Here is a 25,202-nt window from a genome sequence, read left to right on the forward strand (position 1 = left end):
CTTTCCGTCCGGATTATTAGAAGCCGGCCGACTTGAGATAGTCGCGGCTGAGTTTCACATCGGCGAGGCTGCCGCCGGCGTTGCGCGGGTCACGCTCTTGTTCCACTGTGACGAAGCCTTCATAGCCAAGCTCATCGAGAAGCGCGCGGATGGCGGGATAATCGATGCAGCCGTTTCCAATCGGGCACATCACGCCTTGCCCGCAAGCTTCGAAGAAACGGATGTGTTCGCCCATCACGCGGTCGAAGACGGCCTTGTCGATGTCCTTGAAATGGATGTAGTCGACCCGATCGGCGTACTTGCGCAGGGTCTCGACAGGGTCCATGCCGGCATACCAGGTGTGGCCCGTGTCGAGGCAGAAGCCGGCGACGTCCTGGGGGATGTCGGCGGCGAGACGGGCAATCTCGTCCTCGAATTCAATATAGCCGCCGGCATGCGGGTGAATGGTGGCGCGAACGCCATATTTGTCGCGGGCAAGATCGGAGATCGCACGTATATTGTCCATCATGCCGGCCCACGCGGCGTCATCAAGCCGCGGCGCTCTGTCGGAATGACCCGCCGCATAATCCCGCTCGTCGTGTCCCCACTCCATCACGGTCAGATAGGGCGCGGAGAAGCGCTGGCCTGCGGATTTGGGCGGCCTTGGCAGGCGGGTGATCAACGAACAAATCTCGTCGGTCTGTTGCAGAAGGCTCTCGCGGTTTTGCAAAGCGACAAGGTCGTTGAAGATCGTTCCGGCCACGATATAGAGCCCTCGGCTCGTTAGGGCCGAAGAAACCAGGTCGATGTCCAAAGGCACGTAGCCATAAGGGCCAAGCTCCATTCCGCCGTACCCGGCCGCCTTGACCTCATCGAACACGAGCTCCCATGGAGGCAGGTCCGGATTGCGCACGTCATCGACGCCCCAGCAGCACGGTGCCGTGGTCACTGTAATACTCATGATGTTCTGGTCCTTCCCTAGTGCCGCTCGCTCTGTGGGCGACCCTCCTCGACGCAGAGATGTAGCTTGAGATATACGGTTTACAAAGTTTGATTTTGATGGGATTCCATCAGAATGAGCATGGAGAGGCAGATGGTTGCGCGAAAGGTGAGCATTACGGATGTCGCGAAAGCAGCCGGTGTCTCGACTGCCACAGTCGATAGGGTTTTGAACAATCGCGGAGGGGTGCGCGCTGATAAAGAGGACCTCGTACTGGCCACGGCGCGTGCGCTTGGTATTGATCGGGCGTTAGACCGCACGCCCTCTCGTGCCCTGCGCGTCGCGGTCCTCATGCAGCCTCCGGTTAATCCATTTCATGCAGCGTTGAGAGAAGGCATTGATCTAGCTGGGAGAATGTACACAGCGCTGAATCTGCAATTCTTCGTCCACCACATTGATCCCGGGAAGCCCGCGGCTATTGCCGCAGCCGTCCGCGATTGTCGCTCATACGACGGTCTCGTCATCACGAGCCCAGACGATATTCGTGTTAGGGAAGCCGTAGCGGTGCTGTCCCACAAGATACCTGTAGTGACCTTGGCGACTGACCTCACGGACTGCGGACGCGCTGCCTATGTCGGACCAGACGATCGGCAAGCGGGCCGCGTAGCCGGAGACCTGATGGGGCTTTTCCTGCGGGAGGGCGGGCGGGTGATCGTGATCGCCGGGTCGCGCGACATCGCCGGCCACCGGGACAGAGAGGAGGGCTTTCGCGCAGTCCTGACCGAACGCTATCCGGAGTGTAGCCTTGCTGCGGTTCTTGAGACGGGGGAAAACCAAGAGGAAGCAGGGAGAGTGGTGGAGATTGCTTTCCGGGATGACCCCGGTCTGCGCGGCATATATCACCTATCCGCCGGTGCGGTGCCGATCGTGAGCACACTTCAACGCCTTGGTCGGATCGAAGATACGGCGGTCATTACCCACGAACTCACTCCTAACCGGCGTATGCTGCTAAAGTCCCGAAAGATCAACGCGGTTATCGATCAACGGCCACTTCTGGAGGCTCGGCTAGCAGTGGAAACTGTTGCAAAACTTCTCGGCCGACTGCCGGGAGAAGCAGTCTCTATCGCAACCGATATTCAGATCTTTCTCGCCGAAAATGCGTAGCGTTTGAGACACAAGGCGAACGAACTCCGGTGGGCTCGGCATCAGGTTCGCCCCCTGTGAGGCTCTTGAAAGGATTGTCAGCGAAACTATCAGCAAGGTGCTGCCGTATCAGAACCTAAGCGGCGAAGCCTTTCGTTCTGGGCCTCCAAGTCCCGCTGAATTGCAGGCAGGGTACGGTGTGGTTCGAACCTTGCATCTGGTATCGGGAACCGTCTGCTTCCGATCTGCTCAAGGACAGGCTCGCCTATTGCCCAGCAAGGAAGTCTGAGACAACCTCGTTGAATCGCTCAGGTGCCTCGATGAAGGCGAAATGCGCTCCGCCTTCCGCTTCTTCGAAGATCACAAGGCGAGACCCCTTGATCTGCCCATGGATCCATTCCTGCGAGCGTGGATTGACGTGGCTTACGCGCCCACCGATGACCAGTGTCGGGCGGTCGATGCGACTGAAGATATCGCGCCAGTCGATCGAACAATGGTCGACGAAGAGATTTGCGATATGAACGGCGTTGACGCGAAGGTTCTCCTGAAGCAGCCAGGCTTTCAGATCTGCCGGAATGCCCTTCGTGATCATGCCGTCCAGGAAAGCGCCGCGCGCCGTGGCGCCTTCGGCGCCCTTGATCTGATCTGCGATGGCGATCATGGTGGCTGCGTCAAACAGTGCACCGGAATTCAAGACATCCTCATTGCTCATGCCGGCCTGCCGCATGACGGTTGCTGGCTCGTCTATGAGAATCAGCTTGTCGATGAAGACTGTGCCGAAGATGTCTATCATCGCCCAGATAACCGAGGCGCCCATCGACCAGCCGAGCAACGTGGCCTTTTCGATCTTCTCGTGCTTCATCAGTTCCATGATGTCAGCCGCAAAGCGGAAGATGCGGAAACCGCGCGCAGCGTCCGGCGATTTCCCGTGCCCGCGAAAGTCGACGGCCAGCACACGGTTCGTTGGCGAGAAATGTCCGATCTGGTGCCGGAACATGGCGGCCGATTGCGACCAGCCCGGTAGCATGATCAGCGCGGGGCCTTGGCCCTCGTCCGTGTAAGTCAGGACTGCGCCGTCGGTTGTTGTAAAATTCTTCTGCATGTATACTCCTCCCTTTTTTATACTTTGCAGCCGGCCTCCCTGACCTGCCGATTGTTTGTCCATCCTTCAATAGCGCATGAAGCCACCATCAACGTTCAATGTGACGCCCGTAATAAAGCTGGCCGAGTCCGAGGCCAGGAAACTGACTGCCCCGGCAATGTCCCGCGGTTCTCCAGGGCGTCCGACCGGTATGGTCGAGATGATCTGCTCTCTCTGCGCCACACTCAGTTTGGAGGTCAGCGCCGTGTCGGTTAGACCGGGGCAGATGGCGTTGCATGTGACGCCCGAACGGCCAGCCTCTCGCGCTATCCCCTTGCTGAATGCAATGACAGCGCCCTTCGCCGCGGCGTAGCAGCTGTTACCAAACAAGCCGCCGCCCTGTTGCCCGGCGACGGATGCTATATTGATGATGCGCCCCCAACCGGAAACGGCCATGGCGGGTAGAAAGGCTTTTGTGAGAAGGAAAACTGCAGTGAGATCGATGGTCATGAGACGCTGGAACTCTTCCAATTCCACGTTCTCGATCGGGCCCGTCGACGCGATACCGGCATTATTCACCAGAATGTCGATGCTCGAATGCCGCTGCCTGACCTCCTCGGCCATACGCAGGACGTCGCCTGGCTGACCGAGATCGACCGCAACGAAACTTGACGAGCCGCCGTTCCGCATGATGCGCGCGACACCAAACTCTGCAGCGGCAAGGTCGATGTCCGAAACAACGACATGGGCACCCTGCTGCGCAAGCCGCTCGGCGATGGCAAAGCCTATGCCTCGTGCAGCACCAGTTACCAGCGCGACGCGGCCGTTCAGTTCTCGTTGCATGCTTCCTCCGGCGGCGATAACATCACCAGCCCCTGTCTCCTCAGAGACTATGATTAGGATCGAGATCGACGGCGAGCAAACGACTTCTGGTTTCTCAACCGTTAAGCGGAGCTTCACGATGACACGTCTGAGCGCACCCTTGAGCGCCCTTGAGATTTTTGCTGAGGCGGGCCAGACGTGCTCGTTCCGCGTTGCCGCTGAACACTTGGCTCTCTCGACAAGCGCGGTGAGCCAGGCCATTCGAAAACTGGAAGAGCGCCTGGCTTGCCAATTGTTTCTGCGTGTCGGAAACAGGCTGCAACTGACGCTGGAAGGGGAGAACCTGCTGAAGCACGTGGCGAAGGGGTTCGATGAAATGCGTCTCGGGTTGCGGACGCTTACGGAAGCGCGCGACACGCCCATTTCCATCTCCAGCCCGCCAGGCCTTGCAAGCCAACTCCTAGCCGTCGTCGTGCAATCGCTTCTAGCTTCCAAGATCCGCGACATCAGGATCGTTGCGGACGAGGCACCCGACTTCAAACGCTTTCGGGACTTCGATGTCGCGATCGTCTATGGCGAGCCAGCGGCGAAAATTCACGATCTTGAGCCATTGGGGCCCGATGTTTTTACCCCCGTCTGCGCCCCAAGCCTGAAGGGACGCCTGGAGAATGTAAGCGATCTGGCCGACTGTGCGCTGATCGTCAACGAGACAAACGCCGTCACATGGAAAGACTGGCTGCAACTTAACGGGATTGCGACAGTCAATGTTAACTGGCTCAGATTCAATCGGGCGTCCCAGATCATACCCGCAGTCCTGTCCGGATTCGGCGTGGCTCTGGAGTCGCTCCGGGTCCTCGCGCCCCAGCTGGAAAGCGGCGAACTCATGCGCTGCAATCTTCCCGGGACAAAAGCGATCTCGCGCGACCTGACGTTCCTGCATGTCACCAATCGGCAAGATCGGATCGAGCGGGTGGCGACGGTGGCTGACCTCATCCGGGCTGAGTGCATGACGAATACGGACGGCTCGCGACGGGCGGCTTCGGGATGAGCAGGGGACAACACGAAGGTTCAAACAACGCCGAGCCGGCGTGCAAGGCGCAAATATTCTCAGCAGAAGAGCCTGATGCAGCAAATCAAGGACCGTCGGGCCGACGACCGCCCACACCTCACGATCCTCCACGACCAGCTTGATGAAGTGGAGGTCACGGGCGAGAAGCTGGTTCCCGGGATTGTCTGAAGAGGGCGGCGCAATCTCACTTTGCCGCGATAAACCAGCCAATCACTTGCTCTTTAATCAGTCGACAACGTCTTTTCCACTGTTCGGGTAAAGAGGTCGCTGCTCTCTTCCTGGATACGCTCTGGTAGGCCTACTGCAGCGGCTTCGATGATAGTTTCTCTACTTGTGACATGAGTGGTTCCGGGGGAACAACCTGGCCAAATTCATAGAACACATTACGCTAAGCGTTCACCAACTCTGTGCGCTGTCGAGGGTGACGATGCGCGAGCATGTTCCAGCTTTCGTATAAGGTCAGCCACCGGTCGCTGACATATGGCGCGAAATCTGTGGAACCGGCGCCCGATCCAATACGAAGTCGTGCCCCTTCGGCTTGTGCTTGAGAGCATGTGCGATCGTCTCGAGCAACACATTGTTGTTATCAGATGCGCGTATGGCCTCCTTCAGATCCGCCGCATCGTTCTGGCCGAGACAGGTATGAAGCACGCCGGCGGTAGTCACACGCACACGATTACAGTTCTCGCAGAAATTATGCGTCATCGGCGTGATGAAACCGATGACGCCTCCGGTTTCGTCGACCCTTGCATAGCGCGCCGGTCCCCGGTACGCAGGCCGATATCGGTCAGCGACCAGCGAGCCTCTATCTGGCGACGCAAGCGGTCCAGCGGCAGTTACTGATCGAGCCGATCCTCACCCGTTTCTCCAAGAGGCATGGTCTCAATCAGCGTCAGGCTCATGCCGCGCGTGTGAGCGAAGGAGATCAGGTCGTAGATCTCGTCTTCCGTGCTCCCACGCAGCGCAACCGCATTGATCTTGATCGCCAGCCCCGCATCCTGCGCAGCATCGATCCCTTCAAGCACGGTTGCCAGAGAACCGCCCCGGGTCAAAGCCGAGAAACGATGCGGAAGTCGTGCAGTCGACGGATACGAACCGGCGCGCCTGCGGCTTTTTAGATTTTATGGGTACGACTCGACGTATATCGCTGGCGAGGCCGTACTTGCCTTAAGCTCGGAGCGCCCGCGACCGCGCGAAATTTTACATTGGTGGATTTGAATATCCGACTGCGGACGTATTGGAATAGAGATCAGGCGTAGATTTCATCACCAAATGGTGCTATCTATAACACCATAATCAGGAAACCAACAATGCGATCGACTATCAATCTCGACGACACGCTCATGGAAAGGGCTAGGTCCCTAACCGGCACGAAAGAAACCGCCACTCTGGTCCGCCAAGCGTTGGAGACGCTTGTCCGTGTGGAGTCGGGAAAACGCCTCATCGCTCTCGGCGGAACTATGCCGGACGCGGAGGCAGCCCCACGCCGCCGGAGCGCAGCCGCCAAGTGATACTTGCCGACACTTCCATCTGGATCGATCATTTCCGGCATGCCGATTCAGAGCTGCGTAAGATTATTGAGGACGACCGTCTTTTATGCCATCCAGCCGTAATCGGAGAGCTTGCACTTGGCAGTCTTCGGGATCGCAGCAGCGTGATAGCTTTCCTGACGGCCCAGCGCGAAGCGCTCGTCGCGACGCACGACGAAGTCATGATGATGATTGATCGCCACGCCATTTTCAGTATGGGCATTGGCTACACCGATGCACACTTGATGGCCTCGGTTCTCCTCGATCAGCGAGCGGCCTTATGGACCAGAGACAAGCGTCTGCGGGCAGCGGCCGAAAAAGCGGGGGCGTCACTTTACACCCCTGCCAATGCGCGAAACTAAATGCTCTATCGAAGCGCTCATGCTGGTCGAGAGCCGCCTGACCGCAGAGTTTTATCGATATATTATGCGATCTTCCTAGCCTAAGACGGACTTTGTTGCATCGATCCTGGATTTGCTGATATCAGGCGGCCGTTTTGTTCCCGGGGTGCCTTTGATGCCGCATAAGTTCAATGCCGACCGGCGGTGCAAGATAGCCAAGCAGAAATTTCAGGTGACGAATTGGGCGCAGTATAATGAAAGCCTGCGTCAATGTGGTGATGTGACCGTGTGGGTGAGTGATGAGGCGCTTTGCTTGTGGTCTGCGTCGCGCCGGATATCTCGGGGCAGCCAGCCGAAATACTCGGATCTGGCGATTACGCTGTGCTTGACCCTGCGCGTCGTCTACGGGCTGGCGCTGCGCCAGACCAAAGGTCTGATGCGCAGTGTCGCGGCGCTGATGGAGTTTGATATTGCCGTGCCTGACTTCTCCACCCTTTCACGCCGGAGCAAAGGGCTGGCGTTGCCGTCGACAAAGTTCCGAACCAAAACATCAGGTCCGGTCCATCTGGTGGTCGAAAGTTGTGCCCGATCGGGTTTGATGACGACGTTGGCGCTTCCGAATGCTAATCACAGGATATGAGGAACTTTTCGAACCGCACGAACTGCTCATGCGGCCACGGTGTTAGCGTTGGTCGCCTTGAATAGATACGAACCCCTGACCCAACTAATTTTGCAGTATCCCGGTCCGATGCTTGTTTTACGAGTCAGGCCGCTGGCGATGAGAACAACCGACCAAGACCTCGCATTGGCTGGTCATATCCCGCAAGCCGCAGCATATGCCAGGCGAGCGCATGGTTGCTGGATGTCACCGGCTTGCGGAGCTTCGCCTCGACCTGCGCTACGATGCGCGTAACGCGCATGCTGGTGCAGGAGACAAACAAAGCATCGCATTCATCCGAGCTTCCCAGCTCGAGAATGGCGCGCTCGATCGAAGCCGGTGTGATCCGCGCCACACGATTGTCGTCTGGCTCATGAAACGAGCCCATGACCGGAATATCCATGCCCCTCGCCATCAGCGAGGCACGCAGGGAGTGGTTGATTTCCGGCATATAGGGGGTGAGCAGGGCTATGCGCCGGGCGCCAAGCGCTTCCATCGCAGCGCGGGCGGCGGTGACCGGATTGGTCACCTTCACGCCCGGCAGAACCTCGTGGACACGCTCGGTGATGCGCTCCTCGCCGATGACGAGGGAGCCGGACGTGCAGGCGAATCCGATCACGTCGAATGCCACATCCGGAAGCAGGCCGACCGTGCCGGGGATCTCGTCCGACATTTTCATCAGGTTTGCCGGCGTGAAAAGGCCGGCCGAGGGTTCGTCGAGCAAGAGGATCGACGGTTCCGAAATCAGCGCGCGAGCCAGCGAGAGCAGCTGCCGCTCGCCGCCCGATAGGGCCGATGCACGTCTGTTCTTCTTGGCAGCCAGGCTCGGATATTGGCCAAGAAGCGTGCCGCACTCGATCTCGAGCGACGCATCTGCGCATTCATGGACAATCATATCGTCCCTTTCCGCCAAAACATGGGTTTTTCGAACGCTGCCCTCGACAAATTGCTGAGTGCGATCGGCAATTGGGGACCCGTGGCAACTCGTCTGCGGTTTCCCTACCGATCGATCGATGCTTCGGAAGCCGAGAGATTGCGAAGAATTGCAATGTCTGAGCTCCCCGATCTATTTCACTAGGTTTGCGCGCATCGACGCCGTCAGCAACGCCATCGAGCCGCAAGAGCGCTGTCCTTGGACGACGAGTAACTGCAGGCAACGTGCGCGCTATCCCTGGTCAACCGTCTGACGATCGCCGCTCCCATGCAGCGCGAACCACCCGTGACCAAGGCGACCTTTCCGGCGAGCGGCAAGTGATCTTGAACCATAATTCCCTCCATTAAGCACTAATAATTGGCACCGCTTCGATTGGCGGGACTATGCCGTCCGAGTTGTGTGGCTGAAATCAGTCGCGGGTATAGGGACATCATACCCGCGTACGATCCGATTGGAGAAAGGAACAAAGCGCAGCGCTTGAGGTTGAAGTTCGATTGGAGGAGCTGTCATGAGCGGCTTTTTGAAGTTCGTGCTCATAGGCTTGGCAGCCATGAGCGGCGCAATGGCGATGCCGATTTTAATGTCTTCCGAGGCGACACCGTCTCCGTGCCGCAACGCGGGCTTCCGTTTTGATTTTCGTAGCCGCGTCCGGATTGAACGTCCGCCGTCTTGAACAGTGCGGCCAAAACCAACACGGAAGCTGATCCTGCGTTTCTGGTGGTCGGCTCCGGTTGATGACACATCGAGGATACGTGCGATCTCCAGCGCCAGCTTCATGGCAAGCGGGCAGCGCCGACGAAGCGGTAGACGTTCGGTGTTAGCCACACGGCATAAAACGTAATCCCTCACGATAGCACAACGCGATGTCCGCTTTCGGCCGCTCTCTCTATCGCGTCAATCACTCGATGCACTGCGACTGCGTCCTCGAAGCTCGGCGCAGTATGAGTGCCTTCCCGTAAATCCTGGGCCATGTTTGCATAGAGGCGTGCGACATTCCCTGGCTCGACATCCTCCGGCCAACCAGCCCGGTACGTGGCGGGAATCTCAAGCGCACGGAATGCTGTCTCCCTGCCGCGGGCACCCGTCAGTGAAAGAGGCACCATTTGCACGTGGCCCGACAAACCAGAGACCCGGATGTCGCCCTCGCTCCCATGAATCTCCCAAAACAACCCATCGCCGTCCCGCGGCGCGCCGCCGCGGTAATGGATAGAAATGGGTGCGCCGCTGGTCAAAACCCCGCTCACAAGCACCTGGTCGGGTGCCGATACAGGTAACGTTTCACCGGTATCGATTGCTGTCACCATGGGTCTCCGTGTCGTTACTACAGCAGAAACTTCCACGATGTCGCCTAACACATGCCTCAGCGCCGCCAGCGTATGCCCCACTGGGATCGTCAGCATATTTGCACCATTGGCGCGGTCCAGCAAATATCCGTAGGTCTTCGCGTCAGGAATAGTGCCGCCGCCGAGTGCAGTCCCGCCTCGCGCTACCAAGGTCGTCGACAGCACCTCGCCGATAAAGCCGTCGAGGATCAAATTTCTCAGGTACTCGATCTCCGGCGCGAAACGCGCTTGGGTTCCCACCACGCCAAGGACGCCTCGTGCCTTGGCCAGCGCAGCCATCTCGCTGGCTTCCGCCAATCCATTTCCGAGCGGCCATTCGCAATAGACATGTTTGCCCGCTTCGATCGCGGCCTTCACGATTTCGAAATGTGGGGGTACCTTCACCGCGACAGTGACAATGTCGACCTCAGGGGATGTGATCAACTCGGCAACGCCGGCGAAGGCTTTTGATATCCCCATTTCGGCTGCGGCCGCTTGGGCACTGACCTAGGTGGTGTTGGCAATCCCGACGATCTCGAAGGTGCCGGAGAGAGAGCGCAAAGCCGGAATATGGGCGCGCGCGGCCCAGCTCCTTCCAGGCTGCACGCCAACGATGCCGATCTTGAAGCGTTGTCCGGTCATGATGTTCGCCTTCCGTATGATAAATTCTGACGCCCAAAGTACATGGATGGCATCCCTGCGAAAATTCGGTATTTATGCCGGTAAGCCTGGAGATTCTGCACAGATGATTGACTGGGAAGACGTTCGGCATTTCCTCGCAGCTGCTCAGAGCGGCACGCTGTCTGGCGCTGCCCGCAGCCTCAAGGTCGATCACGCGACTGTAAGCAGGCGGCTTGCCGCCCTGGAGGCCGACCTTGACGTGAAACTGGTGGATCGCCTGCCGCGGTCCTGCCGTCTCACCAGCGTGGGCAGTCAGGTTTTCGACCGGGCCGTGGAAATGGAGACTGCGGCTGATGGCATCGCTCGTCTGGCGAAAGCCGCTCACGCCCCGCTTTTTGGCCGGATCACGCTGAGCGCTCCACCCGTGCTCGTAACGCATCTTCTAACCGACCAGTTGACGCGTTTCAGGGAGAAGCATCCCGACATCCGGCTATCGCTCTCCTCGCAACCGCAGCGGGTTTCGCTGAGCCGTCGAGAGGCTGATGTCGCTGTACGGTTCATCAGGCCGGAGGAGATCAGCAGCGTGACACGGAAGATCGGGACATTGGCCTTTGGGCTCTATGCACACCGTTCCTATGCTCATCTGGCCGCCCCCGACCGCTGGGAGTTCATAGGGTGGGACCAGACTTTTGCCGATACGCCGGCACAATCGTGGCTGGTCGGCATAGCCGGCCGACGTCCGATCGTCTGTGAACTGACTTACTCAAGCGAACACCTAATCGCCGTGCGGGCAGGAGTGGGCGTGGCAGGTTTGCCTTGCTTTATTGGCGACCGCGATCGCGATCTAGTTCGGATCAACGAGCGTGTACCACACTTCGCACGCGACATATGGCTCTTGGTTCACCGTGACCTTCACAAAACTCCTGCGGTCCGTGCGGTCATGGACTTCGTGGTGGCCGCTGTTGCTGAATATCCGGACCTGGCGACCCAATAGTCTTTCCTCTTCGCACGTGCGGATAGCCTCCGTTGGAAAACCGTGACGAGACGTTTCAGCGAGTTCAGAAATACGAAAAGGGCACCAACCGCGTTAGTGCCAGCGTTCTGTTCGAGATCGCACAAGCGCTGTCAATCTCAATGGACGACTTCTTCAAGGGCGCGGAAGCAGTCAATCCCAAGCTCGAGAGTTCCCGACGCCCCCTTCCCTCGGGCGACCTCGCGCACGTGAAGAGCACGGCCGTTCGGAAGGAAGGCGTTGTAAGTTTGATCCGATCGGTTTCCTCTGACGCCCGACGTAGAAATCTCTCCAGCGGATGACGTCTCAACAGATTAAGGCCGGGATCCGAGAGTGCCTGGTGGAGCCAATCTCCGTGGGCTTTCGAATTTCTGCAATCTCAAAACCACCCTTTGCGCCAGAACCAAAGCAATGGTGCGACGGCGCTTAGGATGATGATGGCCCACGCGAAGGGATATCCCCAAGGCCAATTCAGCTCTGGCATGAACTTGAAGTTCATTCCCCATATTCCGGCCATCAAAGTGGGCGGCACGCCAACGACAGACGCGATTGTCAGCACCTTGAAGATGTCGTTCTGTTCGATGGTGATGAAGCCCAGGACGGCGTCCAGGAGGAACTGCGTCTTATCGGAAAGGTGTGTCTCGTAGTCGCTCAGCGAAGCAACATCCTTCGCCACCGCGTGGAGTTGATCTCGGAATTCATCCGACAGCATGTCGTGACATACATCCAGCGTGAACGAGGCCATTCTACCGACGCCAAGGAGCACATCTCGGGCCTTTGAGGATCGGTCTCCGAGAGCGCCTACCTTGGACAACGCTCGACGGAGTGTGAAATTGGCGCTGCGAGGAGATGCCGAGCCCCTGAGGTCTCCCTTAAAGACCGTCTTGGACACCTCGTCGACGGCAGTCGCCAAATGTTCCAGAACGTCTGCACCGCGGTCCACGATCGCCTCGAGTAGCGCCACGAAGACCCCCATGCCGCTGGCCAGGGTTTCGTCCTGCGCCAGCCTTTCAGCAACAGCATCGAAAGCGGGCTGGCTCTCGTAACGAACCGTTATAAGAAAATCGGGGCCGACGATAAAACCTGCCGGGGAAAGCTCTGCGTGCTCGAGCGTCGCGTGTGCGACGACCGGCGCACTGAGATAAATCCGATTACCCTCCTTCGACAGCCTGCTTGACGCCTCGATCTCGCTCAGAGCCTCGCGCGTCGGCACTCTCACCTTCGCCCGGCGTCTGACGAAGTCGATCTCCTCTTCATCGGGATTGAGTAGGTCCATCCAGATCACATGGCTCGGCAAATCTTCATCGGCCCCGCCCGACATGACGGTGCCATCGGTATCGCGGTAAATTTTTAGCAAGCGCGTCTCCTGGAGACTCCAGACGGACGGATGCTTGGGCAATGCCAAGCTGTGTAACTATGACGTCTCATCCCTTATGGGCTTCCGCCCAGTGCGGATACGTAACGAAAGCAGTGAGCGCGCCCTCCCCCTCCGTCGAGATAGTCACCGCCTCCCCTTTGGGCATGTAGACGATGTCGCCTGGACCTGCCGTGACGGTGCCATCGCGCGTGGAAACGGATAGCCGGCCTTCCAAGACTATCATCGTGTCATCGACGGCCATTTTTTCGGTGAGCGTCTGACCAGGAGCGTATTTGCCGTAACCGATAGTGACAGGGCCGCCGTTTTTCTCGTCGATCAGATTTCCGACATAGATATTGGCATTCTGTCCAGGCGACTTGACTAGCTTTGCGTCAGATACACTGAATTTTTGGACCTTCATCTGTCGACTCCCATGTTTCCAATTGGAGATAGCGCAGATGCAACGGTCGCCAACTGAGCTGCAGGAGATGTCCATGGTTGAGCGGTGGTGTTGGAGCGCAGAGACAAACCAGGCCCACGAAATCAATCGGGTAAAACCCGGATCCCCGCGGTGTGGGCAGCATCAACGAAAGCTCCGCGAGCTTTGTCGCCGTCTTGTTGTAGCGACATGGCATCCATGCAGGAACTCATTGCCTTGCTAAACTGAGCCGGGACGGCGATCTGGAACGTGCTCGCCTGGAACCGGGCCGCCACCGTCATGCTGGGCGACTATGGCTCGCTGCCGCCGCACCAGCGCAATGTGCTGCGCATAGTCTTCCTCGCTCCGCGTTCCCGCGCCTTACAGTATGACTGGGAGAGCGTGGCACGCCACATCGTGGGTGCATTCCGTGTTGAGGCCGCGCGTGCCGGGGCCGCGGCGGAGGTCGAGCCTCTCGTCGATGAGCTCTGCCGACTCAGTCCCGAGTTCAGGGCTATGTGGCGTAACAACGATGTTCGCGAGATTCATGGCGAGGCCATTAAGCGCATCCGCCATCCGGTTCTCGGCCCGCTCGCCTTTGAATATTCGACCTTCTCGGTCGACGGCCGGACGGATCTCAGCATGTGTGTCTACAATCCGGCGACTCCAGCGGATACGGAGAAGATCACATCGCTGATCGGCTCGGCGTTGAGCCGTGAGTGACGGCGCGGCGTCCGAGCGCGACATTGCCGTCACGAGGCGTCGCGGCCCATGCCCGGGACGTCGTAGTTGATGACCATCGAATAGGTGCCGTACAACAGACCATCACACCTGCTCTGCGCGCCGCCCCCGAGGTAATGAATCTGATCCTGCTTGCAGGCCCGCTTGATCGCAGCACCGGTTCCGATGCCCTGTCCATCCCGCGACGTCGATGATGCCACAGAGATCGGGGTTCTGCTGGAGCGCAGTTTCCGTAATGGCTCTAGCCTTCGAAGCGTCCAAGTCGGCAGCCTGGAGGAATTCAAGCGCATCGCTGCAGACAGCATCAGGCTGGCACGCGAAAAAGACACGGGCACGATCCGCTACGACATCTTTTCGATGACAAAGAGACCGAAACAGTCGTGTACGAAGAGTTCGTGAATCCCGCCGCGCGACTGGAGCATCTGGCAACCTCGGCGAAAATGTCGCCGGCATGCAAGCGGAGGTCTGGTCTCATTGCGATCCGCAACTGCGTACTTCGACCGAAGGGTCCGACGTCAGGTTCTACAAGCCATTCTGGCGGTTCCGAGCGTAAGCCGCACGGTCAACGCGGCGATGGGCGCGAGCGCGCCTCATCGGCGCGAAGCCGTTCGGTGCTGGCTCGCCGGGGCGAAGCCTGATCTTGGTTGGCTGCAGGTGATTTAGGCCTTCGACTTCAGGCGCGAATCGTAGAGCCACCTGCGGACCTTCATGGCTGAAATTTTACCAGCGTCTGGGTGCAGCGGGTTGACGAGCACGTTCAACTCGTCGGGTACAATGACCGAAGGAACGAACAAACAGGCAGACCGACGTTCAGCCAGCCAGGTCGAGCCATAGGCCAAGCTGGCGCGCCCCGCTGGTAGCGCATCCCATCCTACCGGCGCCGTTTTGGCATCCAGCCGCTCGCTTGCCTCCCATAGGGCTTGAGGGATGTCGATTCTGACGAGGTAGCGGTTTAAAGGTAAGCTAGATGCAGCAAAATGCACGAGCGTCTCCATCGCCGCGAGGGAGATGTTTTCCGCGCAGTAAAGCAAAGCGAAGCCCGGCGCATTCCATCGCCCTCCGGTAACTTTCGCACCCGTTCCTGTGAGGTCATCCGCTTCGTAATCTGGAGTGTCCGCCGCGATCCGCCACGCTGCGGGCATCAGGAGTAGGCCCCGCTTTGCATCCGGGCGAGTAATTGCGACACCATTGCCTGCCCTTCGAGCGTATCAATGAAATCGAGTGGACGGGCACCGCCAAGAGCCGGCACGGATTGCTGTAGCCAGCCGGCCAGCCAGCTTGCAGCGTCAAATCCTTTTGTATCGCCAGACTGCTTTACCATTTCGGTAACTTGGCCCACGAGCTTGGAAACGCCCAACACACGCTCGCTATCCTCCGGGGATAGGTTTTCCTGCCTACTCACCTTTCGATTCAACGTGGCGATTGACATCCTGAGGCTTTCTAGAAGCACACTCTGAGGTATGCCAAGCCGCTCCTGCAGATGCTTCACATCTCGTGCGCTAATCCCTTCTCGAATCATCTCAATCCGCTGCCAAGCCGGTGCTCGAAAGATTTCCTCGAAGTCGGAAACAGAAACAGTCTTCTTCCGCTTACCGCGACGCTCGGGTTCCGATGGCTCGCCGAAAATCGCCCGCAGAAGCTTTTCCTCCGGGGTCATCGGATCGAGATCAGACTTGACTTCGCGCTTCGATGTAACTCTTGCTGTTGCAGGTTCCATATGAATATCACGACATCGCTTGCCGTGCTCCTTTGAGCATTAATATAACTCAAATGATTAGATATTCAAGGGCCATTGCCGCCGCCTGACTGTTCGGTCTGGCAACTGGCTGGGTTGAAGGGACTGGAACCACCGACCCGTGAAAGTGAATTTCTTCAAACAGTTACGGGAGAGGTCGACATTAGGGAATTAGCAGGAGCTTACCCGTCGTGCGGCGCGATTCCAAATCGGCGTGAGCCAGAGCCGCGTCCGACAGCGCGTAACGGCTTCCGACCTCGATCTTGAGCTCGCCACTTCGGATCCATTCAAACAAAATCGCGGTTTGCTCCAGCAACGCATCACGATCAGGAACATGGTCGGCAAAGGTTGGGAAGCCGATCTTTATGCTACGCGGCAATGTGGCGACGTTGATCGGTGGAGGAGCACCGAGTACTGGGCCGTAGTAGGCGAGAACGCCGTGTCTCGCCAGAGATCCCATTGAATCCTGAAACGTTGATGCACCGGAACCATCGAAGACGACATCGGCTCCTCTCCCGTCAGTCAGATCCAAAACCTGCTGCGCGAATTTCCCCTCCCTATCGACGATCATGTGGTCAGCGCCCGCTGCGCGGGCGGCACCGATCTTTTCCTCGCTTGAGACGCGGCCGATCACGGTTCCTCCCCTAAGCTTGACGATCTGACTGACAAGGGAACCGACGCCGCCCGCTGCCGCATGCACAAGCGCCACGTCACCCGGCTTTGTCTCGTAGAACCGTGTTGCGAAGTGGCTTGCCGTGATCCCTTGCATCATCAGGGCAGCCGCCGTCTCATCCGTAATGTCGTCAGGCAGAGGAACGAGGGATGCGGCCGGAAGTGCGATCTGCTTAGAATAGCTACCGGGGCCGTAAACCCAGGCAACTCTTTGCCCGGGTCGAAGATCAGTGACGCCAGAGCCGACTGCGGCGACGGTACCCGCCCCCTCTACCCCGGGAACAAGCGGAAGAGCCTTGTCCTTCCAGAGTAGTCCATTGCGAACCCCGATATCCATGAAATTGACGCCGGACGCAGAGACGTCGACCACCGCTTCGTTGGCGCGAGCAACCGGTGCTTCGATGTCTTCCAGGACGAGCGTTTCGGCAGCTCCGCGCTGTCTTAACACAATTGCCTTCATCACATTCATTCTCCTTCTAGGCAGCGGACCATCCGACGTAATTGAACGATCATTCCAGAATAAGCCAAAAAAATTACCGCAGACTTCGAACAGCCATCGCTGCAATTGACTGAAGTTTCTGACGTCCAGCCCCTGCCCTGGCCGCCATTTTGATCGCAACAAGGTTAGCGGCCAGGAACGCTGCCGCGCTTTCTGGATCCAACTCAGCGTCAATCTCGCCTGCCGCCTGGGCCTCCATGATGCGTGCTGTAAGCGCCTGTGTCAGAACCCGGTTCGACGCGTCGGTGATTTCCGTGACCTCCGGCTTCTCGCGGCCGAATTCGCAAATCGCGCCCACGCCCAAGCACGCCGGCCGGATCGATGCGCAGGCTTCATCGATAAGAACAGAAAAGTGGGCTGCGATACCATCAAGAGCATTGGGTGCTGCCCGGAGCTCCTTGACCTGTTTCGCAACACTTCTGTCGACGTATCGGCGCAACGCCATGAGATAGAGCTGCCATTTGTCGCCAAATGTATCATAGAGGCTCTGCCGACCGACGCCCATCCCTGCTGTCAGCGCCGCTGCAGAGGTTCCCTCATATCCATGTTGAGAGAAAATCTCGATCGCTACATCGAGGGCAACGTCGGGATCAAAAACTTTTGGTCTTGCCATACCGGAACGTTATGAATTCTTGAACGATCAGTCAAATAAAATCTGACGCTTCAGTTCGGCTTGATCACGGCGCAGCCTTTGCTTCGAAATATTCGACGACAAGGCCATCGGGATTACGGACAGTCATGTTCCGGCCGAAGGGGATGGTCACCGGAGCATGCAAGATCACCGCCCCATTATCCTTCAGCCAGGGAATGAACGCGTCGAGCGAGTCGACATAGAAAATCGCAGAGATATCGTTGACTGCTGCGAGATCCTCCTTGGCGCCGGCGAGGATCAGAACCTTTCCGATCTTGGCGCCCTTGATGCGCTTTTCGGTATTTTCGAATTTCAGCTCGCAGGCGGTTGCCTGGGCCGTCTCGTAGAATGCGATCGTGCTTTCAAGCTTGTCCGTCTCCACGTAAAGACGAAAGACCATGTCAGCGACCTTCATCGCGTTCTCCTTTCAGATTTGGGTAATTGATACTGTTTACGGCCGAGATCAGCCAAGATCGTTTCGAACGACTACACATTCGAGGCTGTCGGCCGATCGGGCGACTTCCATTGCGTTAGGCAGGTCAGTCATCGGATAGACCTTCGCCTTGATCGGGCTCATGTCGAGACGGCCGATCCTCAGAAGATTGAGGAGCTTCAGGTGTGCATCGGCCTCGTACATGAAGTGACCGATGATCTCGAGGTTGTTGCCCATCATCTGCATGTAGTTAACTGGTACCGGCACCGTCATGCTGCCCATGAGGATAAGCCGACCGTTTCGCCGGAGGCTCCCCAACGCCGAGAGCGTCGTGCTGGGATCGCTTGCCTGGCCAACCATATCAAAAGCGAGTTCCGCGCCGCCGCCGGAAGCGGCCCGGAGAGCTTCGCCATCAGCTTTGACATCACCGCTCATCGCCACCGTTGTTACCCGTCCACCGGTTGCTTTCGTGATTGCGTCGAGCTTCGATTTGTTGCGTCCAGCGCCGATGATCTTACCCGCGCCCATGGCAAGCGCAACAAGTGCGGCGGCGGTACCGTAAGCGCCGGTGATGCCGTTGATGATGACTGTCTCACCTGCAGCCAAGCGGCCGCGAATGAGCCCGCCGTAGGGAACCACGCAACGGCTGAAGATCGAGAATTCTTCTGCTGGAATGTGATCAAGGCCGTCTACAGGCGTCACGGCCGAGACAGGCCACAGCGCATATTCTGCTAGGGTGCCGTCGGGCCAGTCAGCCATCTGGGCTTCGCCAGCGCCGCCGAAGTTGGTCACACCGATCAGAATCTGCGTCTTGTCGGCTACATTCTCGCTGGTGACGAGGTGAGAGGAAAGCACAACCCGCTGGCCGGGCTTCAGGTGCCAGACGTCACGACCGATCGCCTCAATGGTGCCAAACCCGTTGCCGCCGGGCGTGAATGCGCCGTGGGGCGGCCGGTAGGTGGGCAGCTTGCCCTCGACATACTCCTTCAGATACGACATCAGCGAGGACGTCTTGATCTTGACCAGGACGCTGCCCGGCCGCACTTCCGGCATGGGAACTTCGCGAAGTTGAAACGGGGTACCGAACCCGTCGATCTGCCAGGCTTTCATGATCATCTCCTTGATGTGTTCGTATTGTTGAGAAATCAGACAGGCTCGTCGCCCGGTCCCCAGCTCGGACCGGCGAACGGATGGCCTTGCGGGACGCGCGAATTCGCACGATAGGTCTGTATCCATCCCGGATAGGACGGCGTCATTCGGCTGGCCCCTTCGAGCCGTTGCAGGTCGTCCGCGTCGAGAGAGACGCCAGTCGCTCCGAGATTGTCTTCGAGCTGGTCAAGGCGCTTGACGCCGACGATGACGCTTGTCACCACTTTGCGGGACAACAGCCAGGCCAGCGCGATCTGCGCAGGCGTCGCGGCATGCTTGGGAGCAAGGTCGCGAAGAACATCTACGATTTCAAACGCCCGCTCGGTGTCTACAGGCGGGAACTGAAGCTTGGCGCGGCGCGAATCCTTGTCTTCAGTGCCGCTGCGGTCGAATTTACCCGAGAGCAACCCGCCTGCAAGCGGGCTCCAGCATAGCAATCCAAGCCCCTGATCAGTCACCGCAGGAACGAGTTCACGCTCGATGTCGCGTCCAGCCAGTGAGTAATAGGACTGGACGGAGACAAAGCGTGCCGACCGGTTCAGATCGGATATGCCAAGCGCCTTCAGGACCTGCCAGGCCATGTAGTTCGAGCAACCGATGTAGCGGACCTTCCCCTGCCGGACAGCATCGTCGAGGGCGCGGAGTGTCTCTTCCATCGGCGTGAGACGATCGAAATTGTGAAGCTGGTAGAGATCGACATAGTCGGTCTTCAACCGTCGCAGGCTTGCCTCAAGTCCGGCCATGATATGGGTCCGGGACTGGCCGACATCATTAGGTCCAGCTCCAACGCGGCTACTGACCTTGGTAGCCAGGACCAGATTTGCGCGACGACCGGTCAGCGCGTCTCCAAGCACGGTTTCCGAACCGCCGCCCGAGTAGACATCCGCGGTGTCGATGAAATTGATGCCGGCATCGATCGCCCTGCCGACAATCCGGTCGGCCTCGTCCAACGACAGATTGCCGATGGGATTGGCCGTCCCGCCGAACGTCATTGTTCCAAGGCAAAGCCGGGAAACGAACGTGCCTGTCGTGCCGAGTTGACTGTATTGCATCTGTCTCTCCTGCGGGTTGAAGTGACAGATAACACCATCAAGAAACTTGTGCGATGGACGCTACGTCTTCTATAGTCCGCAATGAGTATCCAATCGTCCAAAGGTGTAAAATGGATCCCCTGTCCGATATTTTGACGATGTTCACGGTCCAGCGCGTTGCCACGATCCGGTTCGAGTCCTCCGGCCCCTACGCTCTCAGGTTCGCGGGATATGACCACATCAAGTTCGGGGCTGTACTCTCCGGCAGTCTCCGACTCTGGGTCGAGGGGAACCCGATACCGATCGAGCTTGGTCCTGGGGACTGCTATCTGCTGACGGACGGCCTGCCTTACAGGACATCGAACTCTGAGGACGCCCAGGAAATCGACGGGAATACTTATTTTGCTGGCGCGCGAGGCGAGGATGGAACGATCCGGTTGGGCGACGGTCCGATCGACAAGGTGGTGATTGGCGGACGGTTCGTTTTCGACGAAGAAGGGGCCGCCTGGCTGAGGAGCGCCCTACCTCCGATCATTCATATCAAAGCCTCATCGCCGGGGGCCGGCCCGCTACGGAGAACGCTGGAGCTTCTTGGCCTTGAAGCGGGTGGCGGCGCACCCGGCGAGAATGTGATCGTTGATCGACTTGCCGATATCCTTCTGGTTCAGGCTCTGCGGGCCTATCTCGCCGAAAATGGCCCGGGCCAGGCAAGCTGGCTCGCTGGTCTCGCTGATCCAAAGCTCGCGCGCGCCATGCGAAGCTTCCACAACAATGTGGCCGCGGATTGGTCGGTCGCATCAATGGCATCGGCTGCCGGCATGTCACGGTCGTCATTTGCACAGAAGTTCAAGTCCGTCGTGGGTGTCGCACCTCTCGACTATGTGACGCGGTGGCGGATGCAGCGCGTGCGCCGAGCCTTGATCGAGACGGATCTCGCCTTCGCGACGATCGCAGAAGACAATGGATACCGATCGCGGACGTCCTGCAGTCAGACGTTCAAGCGAATGTTCGGGCATCCTCCGCAGGATCTGAGGACCTATACCGATCCGCATTTCGGCGACCGATACGAAGACGGATCCATTCAGGCGGCTTGATCAGCCGAAGCGAACCTGCATTTTTCCCGCTCGAGCCTGGAGATGGTTTTTAATGGCACTGAAGGCCGTCGGCACGTTGTGCTGTAACCATCGCTTGAATCACTGTCCGGGATTTCGCCATAGGACTGTAGCCTTTGCACCCGAAGAGGTGATTGATGCATTGCCATTGATCGCTACGACAGCCACCTCAGCCTGCTTCTTGTTCGCATCATCCTTGAGGATGCGGTTCATCTTGATGTCCCAGGAAATAGTTTTACGGACTATGTCGGGTGCGAGGTATTCGACAACGTCCCGCGAAGTTGCGTGGACGCCCCTTCGATCTTACCAAGCCTGCTGAAAAGTTCGTCGAACATCGCCGGGCCGATGGCAGATGTTGCAGCTTGGCTCAGAACGCTGGTCGGTTCCTTAAGCCCTCCTCCCACGGCAGGCTTTGTTCGTTTTGCCTTTGGTCCTTGACCGGAGGCGGAGCAAATCCAGACTTGTACCCAGTCCGAGTTTCCTTCGATTGGATCCGAGCCATAAAACGGTTCTGAAGGTATCAGTGAACTAATCAGCGAATGGCATTGTGGCTTCGCTTGCCCAAGGACCGTCGAGATATCTCCATAGATCGAGACCCACAATCGTGATGTCGTAGGGATGGAAATTGCCGGCGAGTTCGCGATGAAGCTTGTTCGCTTCGGCGACGGAGACCTTGTTCTGGATCGTGATGTGCGGCCGCCACGTCTGCATGTCCTGTGACCCCAACCAGTGGACGAAATCGCTCCGTAGGGCATCGCGGATCGAGTTCAGCTCAGTGCTTTCAATTGTGAATGCCACGCCGGCTCCGAGATGACGGACGCCGCTAGCGCGGGCCGAAATCGTGCGCGTCTCCTTCGCAACAAATTGAAGGCTTGCGACGATCCTTCCAACATATTCGCCCGGCAGCCGGTGAAACATCGTCAGATGAGCCCGCAGGAAATTCCGGTCTTGGGGAAAATGTTTCTGACGTAGCAGATCGAAAGGGATGAGATCATGCTCCGCAATTTGGGCTGTCACGATCATCGGATGGCGTGTCTTCAAGTTGGCGGTCCGGGCTCATCATGTAATGTCAAATCAGTCACAAAAGCGTCTGCTGGGCGGGAACCGACACCGTGGGTGCTTTCTCTCCTCGCCGCAGAAGCTCCGTCTCGGCGCTGAAGCGAATGTCGCCGTCGCGGTCCCTTGTGAAGGCGGTGAGTGTCTCCATAGATAGGCGATCCCAGCTTTTGCCGCGATCAGGACCCGCCGGAACCCGCGGTAACAAGCCCGGCTCAGAACTCCAAAACAGGAGCTCATCCAATGAAGCGGCATTTAGCTCGTCACGCAGATGATGGGCCGTGACATAGGCGTCGGGCATGGCCCGATGGGCGGGCAGGCCGATCTCATGGATCAGGCCTTCGGGCCTGCGCTGATAACGCAGCATCTGGTTGGAAAACCTTGGAAGCTCCGGCCAGATACGCAAAGCACATTTCCACGTGCAGATCCAGGGCGTAACGCCGGCCAGTCTTGGCGTGCAATAACGCTGCTCGAAGGCAGCACGGTGCGCGGCTAGCGCGGCGATCGGGTGCGGTGGCCGCAAGATGCTGGGCGCGATATCCTTCCAGAACGGTGCGCTCGCGACTTCGTAATCCTGAATATGATGGATCGCCATGGTGTCGGCCGAAATCGGCCGGCCCGGATTCACGAGCGCCGAGCCACGCTCCTCCGAAACTTCCCACCGCCCATCTTTGTCCTGAACGACGTCCTGCCATCCGATCTCGCAGACATCGCTCGGCCCGTTGCCGGCAGTTTCAAGGTCGATAACGCGAATACAGGATAGGAACATTTCGGCTTTCAATGCTTGATTTGCTCCAGTTTCTTCTGCTCGGAAACGGAGGCCGAGTTGCGATTGTTCCTCGTTTTTGGATTCTTTGCCACTGATCAGCGACGACAATGTTACGCCAAGGAGCCGGACCGGCCGCTTGAACGGATAGGCACCGGCCAGGAGAGCAGGGGCATCCAACAAATCTGAATGTATGGGCAGCGGCGCCCCGTTCGCAAGCGGTGACGTCGATCAATGCACCGCCGCGATGGCAGCAATTCCCGCCTCTTCTGCGGCACGTAACAACGCGCGCCGTAGTTCAAAGGCGTCCATCTTTCCGAGGATAACTTCCCAGCAAGTTCGGACCGCTACGCAGTACTCGTCACCGTCGTCACCAGGCCAATCTTTGATCAGTACGGCGGCCGCCTCATGCGCGGTACTGATCAGCCTCTTCTTGTTTTCGAACACGAGAACAATCGGCTCGAACTCTTTCCAAGGATTAAGCTTCACAGCACCAGACCGTAAGGGGACAATCAAGGCGGGTAATATGCAACCTCAATCAAATTTGACAATAGGCTCGGTATATCCTTTGAATCGCTGAGCCCCGCCGGTGACACTTCTCTCATGCTGTACCTCCCGCCAGCACATGCGCCTCTCGTTCCAGCCGAACTTATTAGCAGGAACTGCCGGCGGGGCGCTTAAGCACGGCCCTCAAGGGATTGTTTCATCAAAAGCGTGTAGTCAGGCAGTGACAATTTCTTCCGCTGTTGCGCAATTGCGGCATCGGCGACCGGCGGGTAGTCGAGATGGCCCCCTTCGGCATATTGCGTCTTAGGCACGTCGGGCCGTTCTTGCGCTTGGCGGCTCGGCAGCTGATGTTCAACCATCGTAGCACCTCGTTATTGGCTCGCAGCTCAACTTCGGGCGACCAAATTCGTTCCTTGTCCCGATCGCCCGTTTACAGCTGCTAACGTGTCCTCTTCTCGGCTGGTAGGCCCTAACGGCACAGCTCGTGATCTCAATCAACGCACGCCCTGGAACAAGCGCGCCTCAAACGTGTTTTGACCGATAACAACTGGAGCAACCCACAGCGCGGAAGCGGTGACAAGTTCGCAAGTTGATCTGGTCGTTTCAGTTCTGACCTGCTCCACGCCCCGAGCGAATTCCACTATCGGTTGGTCCCGGTGCAGGGTTCGCCGCTCCTCAGACACCTCGCCCTTTCTCGTAATTTGTGTTTTGCCGACCTCTCAACACCATCGCTGCCAGTTTGCGGATATTTTTCGAGTCGTCGCCGCGACCGACTCTGTCCATACAGATCCGGGATCCGATACCCGATCGATATTGGGCGAGACTGAGGCTTGCCATAATCATGCTCGCTCGCATATCGGTGACACCAGCACTTCCGGTCTGGTGGTTCGTACAGGAGCCGCAGGTCAGTTGACCAACTGAGACCCACATATTTCCTCTTCCGAACGATAAAAATTCCTCCGACTGGGGGAGACCCGCGCCGGAGGAACAAGGCGACGTAGCGATCGGGGGGCGATCTCGCCTTGTGGGAGGTCAAGGCCGGCGAGTCGGTCAACGAACCTCAAAACGTCTCCTTTGGTTCCAGCTCCACTTGAAAAAGAAATTCTGGGAAGCCAAAGCGGTCGGCTCTTGCGACGTCGCTGACGCGCTCCGTCAAAGCAGGAATTCTAAACGTCGAGCAGAGTGGATAACGGCGTCAACTCGCGCAGCGGTCGGAGCGTGTCGAGTAGCCGAAGAAAGCGGGTTTCGATGGTTGGGTAGAAGCTGAACTCAAAACGTTACGTCCTCTGCCGAGGCGTCGGCGATTGGGGACAGAGTCTTCTCACTTCTCCTCAATGCGGCGCCGTCACCGACACGGATCGCTGACTTTCGATCGGTCATCATGCCAGCACCGGTTTTCTCAACAAAATGGCGCTTCAAACGGGTTGTCCGCGCTGCCGGGTCGGCCGGATCATGCAACACCCCCGATCCGGCGGGATCGAGGGCGTCGTGCAGGAGACGCGACATCTCTCGTGACACATCGAGAGGAGACATGGCCGCCGCGCCTTTTAAGCAAACTTCGGTCTGATCTAAATGTTCCTGCGGCCTGCAAGAAGGTGGCTCGCCCTCTGCGGGCATTCGCCAAGGGCTCCATAGCCGCGTTTT

33 protein-coding genes and 4 pseudogenes are annotated in these 25,202 nt (G+C 58.2%); 10 read left to right on the top strand and 27 right to left on the bottom strand.

All coding sequences use genetic code 11. From position 1 onward, the window contains the following. Positions 1-16: 16 nt before the first annotated feature. The gene (locus tag J2X71_RS35625) at positions 17-940 is read right to left on the bottom strand and encodes a TIM barrel protein (protein WP_310389947.1); all 924 of its coding nucleotides are present in this window, start codon (positions 938-940) and stop codon (positions 17-19) included. 132 nt (positions 941-1,072) lie between these two features. On the opposite strand from J2X71_RS35625, the gene J2X71_RS35630 reads away from it, so the two are divergent. Next, entirely contained in the window at positions 1,073-2,083 is a 1,011-nt protein-coding gene (locus J2X71_RS35630; protein WP_310389949.1) for a LacI family DNA-binding transcriptional regulator, read from the top strand. Between the two features lie 244 nt (positions 2,084-2,327). Here J2X71_RS35630 and J2X71_RS35635 read toward each other — a convergent pair whose 3' ends face one another. Both J2X71_RS35635 and J2X71_RS35640 read right to left on the bottom strand, forming a co-directional pair. Next, a complete protein-coding gene (locus J2X71_RS35635) occupies positions 2,328-3,164 on the bottom strand; it encodes an alpha/beta hydrolase (RefSeq protein WP_310389951.1) in 837 nt (278 codons plus the stop codon). A gap of 66 nt (positions 3,165-3,230) precedes the next feature. Further along, the gene (locus tag J2X71_RS35640) at positions 3,231-4,103 is read right to left on the bottom strand and encodes a 3-oxoacyl-ACP reductase family protein (RefSeq protein WP_310389953.1); all 873 of its coding nucleotides are present in this window, start codon (positions 4,101-4,103) and stop codon (positions 3,231-3,233) included. A 1-nt stretch (position 4,104) separates the two neighbouring features. Between J2X71_RS35640 and J2X71_RS35645 the strand changes: the two genes are divergently transcribed. After that, positions 4,105-5,013 (top strand): LysR family transcriptional regulator, encoded by a 909-nt coding sequence (locus tag J2X71_RS35645; RefSeq protein WP_310389956.1) that lies wholly within the window; start codon positions 4,105-4,107, stop codon positions 5,011-5,013. A 480-nt stretch (positions 5,014-5,493) separates the two neighbouring features. Here the strand turns inward: J2X71_RS35645 and J2X71_RS35650 are convergent, their stop codons facing one another. Both J2X71_RS35650 and J2X71_RS35655 read right to left on the bottom strand, forming a co-directional pair. Continuing rightward, complete coding sequence (locus J2X71_RS35650) at positions 5,494-5,832, bottom strand: hypothetical protein (protein ID WP_310390142.1); 339 nt, start codon at positions 5,830-5,832, stop codon at positions 5,494-5,496. A gap of 38 nt (positions 5,833-5,870) precedes the next feature. Then, a complete protein-coding gene (locus J2X71_RS35655; RefSeq protein WP_310389957.1) occupies positions 5,871-6,059 on the bottom strand; it encodes a hypothetical protein in 189 nt (62 codons plus the stop codon). Positions 6,060-6,344: 285 nt separating this feature from the next. Between J2X71_RS35655 and J2X71_RS35660 the strand changes: the two genes are divergently transcribed. The 3 genes from J2X71_RS35660 (at position 6,345) to J2X71_RS35670 (ending at position 7,544) form a co-directional block, all read left to right on the top strand. Beyond that, on the top strand, positions 6,345-6,545 hold the full coding sequence (locus J2X71_RS35660; RefSeq protein ID WP_016736583.1) for a type II toxin-antitoxin system VapB family antitoxin: 201 nt from the start codon (positions 6,345-6,347) through the stop codon (positions 6,543-6,545). Next, on the top strand, positions 6,542-6,925 hold the full coding sequence (locus J2X71_RS35665; RefSeq protein WP_310389972.1) for a type II toxin-antitoxin system VapC family toxin: 384 nt from the start codon (positions 6,542-6,544) through the stop codon (positions 6,923-6,925). Before J2X71_RS35660 ends, J2X71_RS35665 begins: the two co-directional genes overlap by 4 nt. Positions 6,926-7,079: 154 nt before the next feature. Then, the gene (locus J2X71_RS35670; protein WP_310389974.1) at positions 7,080-7,544 is read left to right on the top strand and encodes a transposase; all 465 of its coding nucleotides are present in this window, start codon (positions 7,080-7,082) and stop codon (positions 7,542-7,544) included. A gap of 124 nt (positions 7,545-7,668) precedes the next feature. Here J2X71_RS35670 and J2X71_RS35675 read toward each other — a convergent pair whose 3' ends face one another. Further along, the gene (locus J2X71_RS35675; RefSeq protein ID WP_310389976.1) at positions 7,669-8,457 is read right to left on the bottom strand and encodes an ATP-binding cassette domain-containing protein; all 789 of its coding nucleotides are present in this window, start codon (positions 8,455-8,457) and stop codon (positions 7,669-7,671) included. Between J2X71_RS35675 and J2X71_RS35680 the strand changes: the two are divergent. Further along, a pseudogene (locus J2X71_RS35680) lies at positions 8,410-8,640 on the top strand (dihydrodipicolinate synthase family protein); the annotation flags it as partial. The gene J2X71_RS35675 and the pseudogene J2X71_RS35680 sit on opposite strands and share 48 nt — an antisense overlap. 38 nt (positions 8,641-8,678) lie before the next feature. On the opposite strand, the pseudogene J2X71_RS35685 reads toward J2X71_RS35680, so the two are convergent. The 5 genes and pseudogenes from J2X71_RS35685 to J2X71_RS35700 all read right to left on the bottom strand — a co-directional run. Beyond that, positions 8,679-8,828 (bottom strand): annotated as a pseudogene (locus J2X71_RS35685) (oxidoreductase); the annotation flags it as partial. Between the two features lie 49 nt (positions 8,829-8,877). Then, positions 8,878-9,273, bottom strand: a complete 396-nt coding sequence (locus J2X71_RS35690) for a hypothetical protein (RefSeq protein WP_310389978.1) — start codon at positions 9,271-9,273, stop codon at positions 8,878-8,880. 68 nt (positions 9,274-9,341) lie between these two features. After that, complete coding sequence (locus tag J2X71_RS35695; protein ID WP_405049793.1) at positions 9,342-10,082, bottom strand: Gfo/Idh/MocA family oxidoreductase; 741 nt, start codon at positions 10,080-10,082, stop codon at positions 9,342-9,344. Positions 10,083-10,088: 6 nt separating this feature from the next. Further along, a pseudogene (locus J2X71_RS38205) lies at positions 10,089-10,307 on the bottom strand (Gfo/Idh/MocA family protein); the annotation flags it as partial. Between the two features lie 18 nt (positions 10,308-10,325). Then, positions 10,326-10,460 (bottom strand): hypothetical protein, encoded by a 135-nt coding sequence (locus J2X71_RS35700; RefSeq protein WP_310389982.1) that lies wholly within the window; start codon positions 10,458-10,460, stop codon positions 10,326-10,328. Here J2X71_RS35700 and J2X71_RS35705 point away from each other — a divergent pair. Then, entirely contained in the window at positions 10,459-11,433 is a 975-nt protein-coding gene (locus J2X71_RS35705) for a LysR family transcriptional regulator (RefSeq protein ID WP_310389984.1), read from the top strand. The two genes, J2X71_RS35700 and J2X71_RS35705, sit on opposite strands and share 2 nt — an antisense overlap. Before the next feature lie 32 nt (positions 11,434-11,465). Continuing rightward, entirely contained in the window at positions 11,466-11,753 is a 288-nt protein-coding gene (locus tag J2X71_RS38210) for a helix-turn-helix domain-containing protein (protein ID WP_405049790.1), read from the top strand. A gap of 77 nt (positions 11,754-11,830) precedes the next feature. Here the strand turns inward: J2X71_RS38210 and J2X71_RS35710 are convergent, their stop codons facing one another. The 3 genes from J2X71_RS35710 to J2X71_RS38215 all read right to left on the bottom strand — a co-directional run bounded on the left by J2X71_RS35710 (position 11,831) and on the right by J2X71_RS38215 (position 13,528). Further along, on the bottom strand, positions 11,831-12,808 hold the full coding sequence (locus tag J2X71_RS35710) for a magnesium transporter CorA family protein (protein WP_310389986.1): 978 nt from the start codon (positions 12,806-12,808) through the stop codon (positions 11,831-11,833). A 67-nt stretch (positions 12,809-12,875) separates the two neighbouring features. Then, a complete protein-coding gene (locus tag J2X71_RS35715; protein ID WP_405049791.1) occupies positions 12,876-13,229 on the bottom strand; it encodes a cupin domain-containing protein in 354 nt (117 codons plus the stop codon). A 122-nt stretch (positions 13,230-13,351) separates the two neighbouring features. Then, positions 13,352-13,528, bottom strand: coding sequence for a DUF982 domain-containing protein (locus J2X71_RS38215; RefSeq protein WP_405049792.1), 177 nt, complete (start codon positions 13,526-13,528; stop codon positions 13,352-13,354). On the opposite strand from J2X71_RS38215, the pseudogene J2X71_RS35720 reads away from it, so the two are divergent. After that, positions 13,482-13,949: pseudogene (locus tag J2X71_RS35720) on the top strand (transcriptional regulator); the annotation flags it as partial. The gene J2X71_RS38215 and the pseudogene J2X71_RS35720 sit on opposite strands and share 47 nt — an antisense overlap. A 677-nt stretch (positions 13,950-14,626) precedes the next feature. On the opposite strand, the gene J2X71_RS35730 reads toward J2X71_RS35720, so the two are convergent. The 7 genes from J2X71_RS35730 to J2X71_RS35760 all read right to left on the bottom strand — a co-directional run bounded on the left by J2X71_RS35730 (position 14,627) and on the right by J2X71_RS35760 (position 20,138). Beyond that, positions 14,627-15,109, bottom strand: a complete 483-nt coding sequence (locus J2X71_RS35730; RefSeq protein WP_113325648.1) for an RES family NAD+ phosphorylase — start codon at positions 15,107-15,109, stop codon at positions 14,627-14,629. Next, the gene (locus tag J2X71_RS35735) at positions 15,109-15,684 is read right to left on the bottom strand and encodes an antitoxin Xre-like helix-turn-helix domain-containing protein (RefSeq protein ID WP_310389989.1); all 576 of its coding nucleotides are present in this window, start codon (positions 15,682-15,684) and stop codon (positions 15,109-15,111) included. The genes J2X71_RS35730 and J2X71_RS35735 overlap by 1 nt, the downstream gene beginning before the upstream one ends. A gap of 181 nt (positions 15,685-15,865) precedes the next feature. Beyond that, positions 15,866-16,834 (bottom strand): quinone oxidoreductase, encoded by a 969-nt coding sequence (locus J2X71_RS35740; protein ID WP_310390146.1) that lies wholly within the window; start codon positions 16,832-16,834, stop codon positions 15,866-15,868. 73 nt (positions 16,835-16,907) lie between these two features. Further along, positions 16,908-17,486: a TetR/AcrR family transcriptional regulator gene (locus J2X71_RS35745; protein ID WP_310389991.1), complete on the bottom strand. Its 579-nt coding sequence runs from the start codon at positions 17,484-17,486 to the stop codon at positions 16,908-16,910. A 64-nt stretch (positions 17,487-17,550) separates the two neighbouring features. Further along, positions 17,551-17,919, bottom strand: coding sequence for a hypothetical protein (locus tag J2X71_RS35750; protein WP_310389993.1), 369 nt, complete (start codon positions 17,917-17,919; stop codon positions 17,551-17,553). A 48-nt stretch (positions 17,920-17,967) separates the two neighbouring features. After that, positions 17,968-19,047 carry a zinc-binding dehydrogenase gene (locus J2X71_RS35755; protein ID WP_310389997.1) on the bottom strand — a complete coding sequence of 360 codons (1,080 nt, stop codon included), beginning with the start codon at positions 19,045-19,047 and terminating at the stop codon, positions 17,968-17,970. A gap of 35 nt (positions 19,048-19,082) precedes the next feature. Further along, positions 19,083-20,138 carry an aldo/keto reductase gene (locus J2X71_RS35760; RefSeq protein WP_310389999.1) on the bottom strand — a complete coding sequence of 352 codons (1,056 nt, stop codon included), beginning with the start codon at positions 20,136-20,138 and terminating at the stop codon, positions 19,083-19,085. A 110-nt stretch (positions 20,139-20,248) separates the two neighbouring features. Here J2X71_RS35760 and J2X71_RS35765 point away from each other — a divergent pair, with 110 nt between their 5' ends. Further along, positions 20,249-21,211: an AraC family transcriptional regulator gene (locus J2X71_RS35765; protein ID WP_310390000.1), complete on the top strand. Its 963-nt coding sequence runs from the start codon at positions 20,249-20,251 to the stop codon at positions 21,209-21,211. 99 nt (positions 21,212-21,310) lie between these two features. On the opposite strand, the gene J2X71_RS35770 is transcribed toward J2X71_RS35765, so the two are convergent. The 6 genes from J2X71_RS35770 to J2X71_RS35795 all read right to left on the bottom strand — a co-directional run bounded on the left by J2X71_RS35770 (position 21,311) and on the right by J2X71_RS35795 (position 25,091). Further along, entirely contained in the window at positions 21,311-21,442 is a 132-nt protein-coding gene (locus J2X71_RS35770; RefSeq protein ID WP_310390002.1) for a hypothetical protein, read from the bottom strand. A 315-nt stretch (positions 21,443-21,757) separates the two neighbouring features. Further along, positions 21,758-22,270: a 2'-5' RNA ligase family protein gene (locus J2X71_RS35775; RefSeq protein ID WP_310390004.1), complete on the bottom strand. Its 513-nt coding sequence runs from the start codon at positions 22,268-22,270 to the stop codon at positions 21,758-21,760. A 37-nt stretch (positions 22,271-22,307) separates the two neighbouring features. Then, the gene (locus J2X71_RS35780) at positions 22,308-23,162 is read right to left on the bottom strand and encodes a DNA polymerase III subunit epsilon (RefSeq protein WP_310390006.1); all 855 of its coding nucleotides are present in this window, start codon (positions 23,160-23,162) and stop codon (positions 22,308-22,310) included. Between the two features lie 120 nt (positions 23,163-23,282). Beyond that, positions 23,283-23,540, bottom strand: coding sequence for a DUF982 domain-containing protein (locus tag J2X71_RS35785; RefSeq protein ID WP_310390007.1), 258 nt, complete (start codon positions 23,538-23,540; stop codon positions 23,283-23,285). 188 nt (positions 23,541-23,728) lie between these two features. Then, positions 23,729-23,917: a hypothetical protein gene (locus J2X71_RS35790; RefSeq protein WP_310390010.1), complete on the bottom strand. Its 189-nt coding sequence runs from the start codon at positions 23,915-23,917 to the stop codon at positions 23,729-23,731. A 910-nt stretch (positions 23,918-24,827) separates the two neighbouring features. Beyond that, a complete protein-coding gene (locus J2X71_RS35795) occupies positions 24,828-25,091 on the bottom strand; it encodes a hypothetical protein (protein WP_162747866.1) in 264 nt (87 codons plus the stop codon). Positions 25,092-25,202: the final 111 nt, after the last annotated feature.

Source organism: Rhizobium sp. 1399, assembly GCF_031455475.1.
Lineage (GTDB): Bacteria > Pseudomonadota > Alphaproteobacteria > Rhizobiales > Rhizobiaceae > Rhizobium.

Bases quoted from the DNA above. Each gene is read 5' to 3' on its own strand.
- J2X71_RS35635 (WP_310389951.1), bottom strand. From the start codon at position 3,164: ATGCAGAAGAATTTTACAACAACCGACGGCGCAGTCCTGACTTACACG.
- J2X71_RS35745 (WP_310389991.1), bottom strand. From the start codon at position 17,486: ATGGCAAGACCAAAAGTTTTTGATCCCGACGTTGCCCTCGATGTAGCG.
- J2X71_RS35705 (WP_310389984.1), top strand. From the start codon at position 10,459: ATGATGTTCGCCTTCCGTATGATAAATTCTGACGCCCAAAGTACATGG.
- J2X71_RS35690 (WP_310389978.1), bottom strand. From the start codon at position 9,273: ATGAAGCTGGCGCTGGAGATCGCACGTATCCTCGATGTGTCATCAACC.
- J2X71_RS35715 (WP_405049791.1), bottom strand. From the start codon at position 13,229: ATGAAGGTCCAAAAATTCAGTGTATCTGACGCAAAGCTAGTCAAGTCG.
- J2X71_RS35730 (WP_113325648.1), bottom strand. From the start codon at position 15,109: ATGCCCGCAGCGTGGCGGATCGCGGCGGACACTCCAGATTACGAAGCG.
- J2X71_RS35790 (WP_310390010.1), bottom strand. From the start codon at position 23,917: ATGGTTGAACATCAGCTGCCGAGCCGCCAAGCGCAAGAACGGCCCGAC.
- J2X71_RS35795 (WP_162747866.1), bottom strand. From the start codon at position 25,091: ATGTCTCCTCTCGATGTGTCACGAGAGATGTCGCGTCTCCTGCACGAC.
- J2X71_RS35740 (WP_310390146.1), bottom strand. From the start codon at position 16,834: ATGAAGGCAATTGTGTTAAGACAGCGCGGAGCTGCCGAAACGCTCGTC.
- J2X71_RS35700 (WP_310389982.1), bottom strand. From the start codon at position 10,460: ATGACCGGACAACGCTTCAAGATCGGCATCGTTGGCGTGCAGCCTGGA.
- J2X71_RS35645 (WP_310389956.1), top strand. From the start codon at position 4,105: ATGACACGTCTGAGCGCACCCTTGAGCGCCCTTGAGATTTTTGCTGAG.
- J2X71_RS35760 (WP_310389999.1), bottom strand. From the start codon at position 20,138: ATGCAATACAGTCAACTCGGCACGACAGGCACGTTCGTTTCCCGGCTT.
- J2X71_RS35670 (WP_310389974.1), top strand. From the start codon at position 7,080: ATGCCGCATAAGTTCAATGCCGACCGGCGGTGCAAGATAGCCAAGCAG.
- J2X71_RS35750 (WP_310389993.1), bottom strand. From the start codon at position 17,919: ATGAAGGTCGCTGACATGGTCTTTCGTCTTTACGTGGAGACGGACAAG.
- J2X71_RS35675 (WP_310389976.1), bottom strand. From the start codon at position 8,457: ATGATTGTCCATGAATGCGCAGATGCGTCGCTCGAGATCGAGTGCGGC.
- J2X71_RS35755 (WP_310389997.1), bottom strand. From the start codon at position 19,047: ATGAAAGCCTGGCAGATCGACGGGTTCGGTACCCCGTTTCAACTTCGC.
- J2X71_RS35660 (WP_016736583.1), top strand. From the start codon at position 6,345: ATGCGATCGACTATCAATCTCGACGACACGCTCATGGAAAGGGCTAGG.
- J2X71_RS35770 (WP_310390002.1), bottom strand. From the start codon at position 21,442: ATGAACCGCATCCTCAAGGATGATGCGAACAAGAAGCAGGCTGAGGTG.
- J2X71_RS38215 (WP_405049792.1), bottom strand. From the start codon at position 13,528: ATGACGGTGGCGGCCCGGTTCCAGGCGAGCACGTTCCAGATCGCCGTC.
- J2X71_RS35630 (WP_310389949.1), top strand. From the start codon at position 1,073: ATGGTTGCGCGAAAGGTGAGCATTACGGATGTCGCGAAAGCAGCCGGT.
- J2X71_RS35735 (WP_310389989.1), bottom strand. From the start codon at position 15,684: ATGGAACCTGCAACAGCAAGAGTTACATCGAAGCGCGAAGTCAAGTCT.
- J2X71_RS35765 (WP_310390000.1), top strand. From the start codon at position 20,249: ATGGATCCCCTGTCCGATATTTTGACGATGTTCACGGTCCAGCGCGTT.
- J2X71_RS35625 (WP_310389947.1), bottom strand. From the start codon at position 940: ATGAGTATTACAGTGACCACGGCACCGTGCTGCTGGGGCGTCGATGAC.